At 71.0% G+C, this 562-nt stretch carries 1 protein-coding gene; it reads right to left on the reverse strand.

The features are described 5' to 3' along the window. A partial coding sequence (locus A9W96_RS21595; RefSeq protein WP_156765353.1) for an HNH endonuclease signature motif containing protein occupies positions 1 to 562 on the reverse strand: 562 nt, incomplete at both ends.

Genomic DNA, 562 nt, shown 5'->3' on the forward strand with positions numbered 1-562 from the left:
GGCGTTCGGTGGCCACGCGCGCGGCGCGGTCCTGGGCGCGGGTACGGCGGCGTCTGGGCATCATCGCGGTGCGCTCGGCGCAGTAGTCGGACTTGGCGGCCGCCGCCCGAATATCGCCGGTGGGGGCGCAGAGTTGGGGGAACAGCAGTGCGCTGCCCGGGGTGGTGACATGGGTGCGTCCGGCCGGCGACGTCAGGATCAGGGTGCCGTCGGGCAGCTGCTTTTCCTGCCAGCCCCAGAAGGTTTTCACCAGATGATGGGTGCGGCACAGCGCCTTGAGGTTCGAGGCGTGCGTCGGCCCGCCGTCGGCGTAGGGGATCGTATGGTCGAGGTCGCAGTTCACCGCGGGCTGATCACAGCCGGGCCAGCGACACGTCAAATCCCGGCACCGCACGAAATCGGCCAGCGCCTTGGACGGCACATAACCGGGCTCCGGCGGCGCATCACCGGGATGAACCAGCGGCACCAGCGTGGCCGAGCCGGCCAGCTCGGCGAGCAGCTCCGGTGAGATCAGGCCCTCGGCGCCCAGCTCGCAGGCCGGCGCCGATCCGCAACCATCCAG

Source organism: Mycobacterium sp. 1245852.3 (assembly GCF_001669335.1).
Lineage (GTDB): Bacteria > Actinomycetota > Actinomycetes > Mycobacteriales > Mycobacteriaceae > Mycobacterium > Mycobacterium europaeum_A.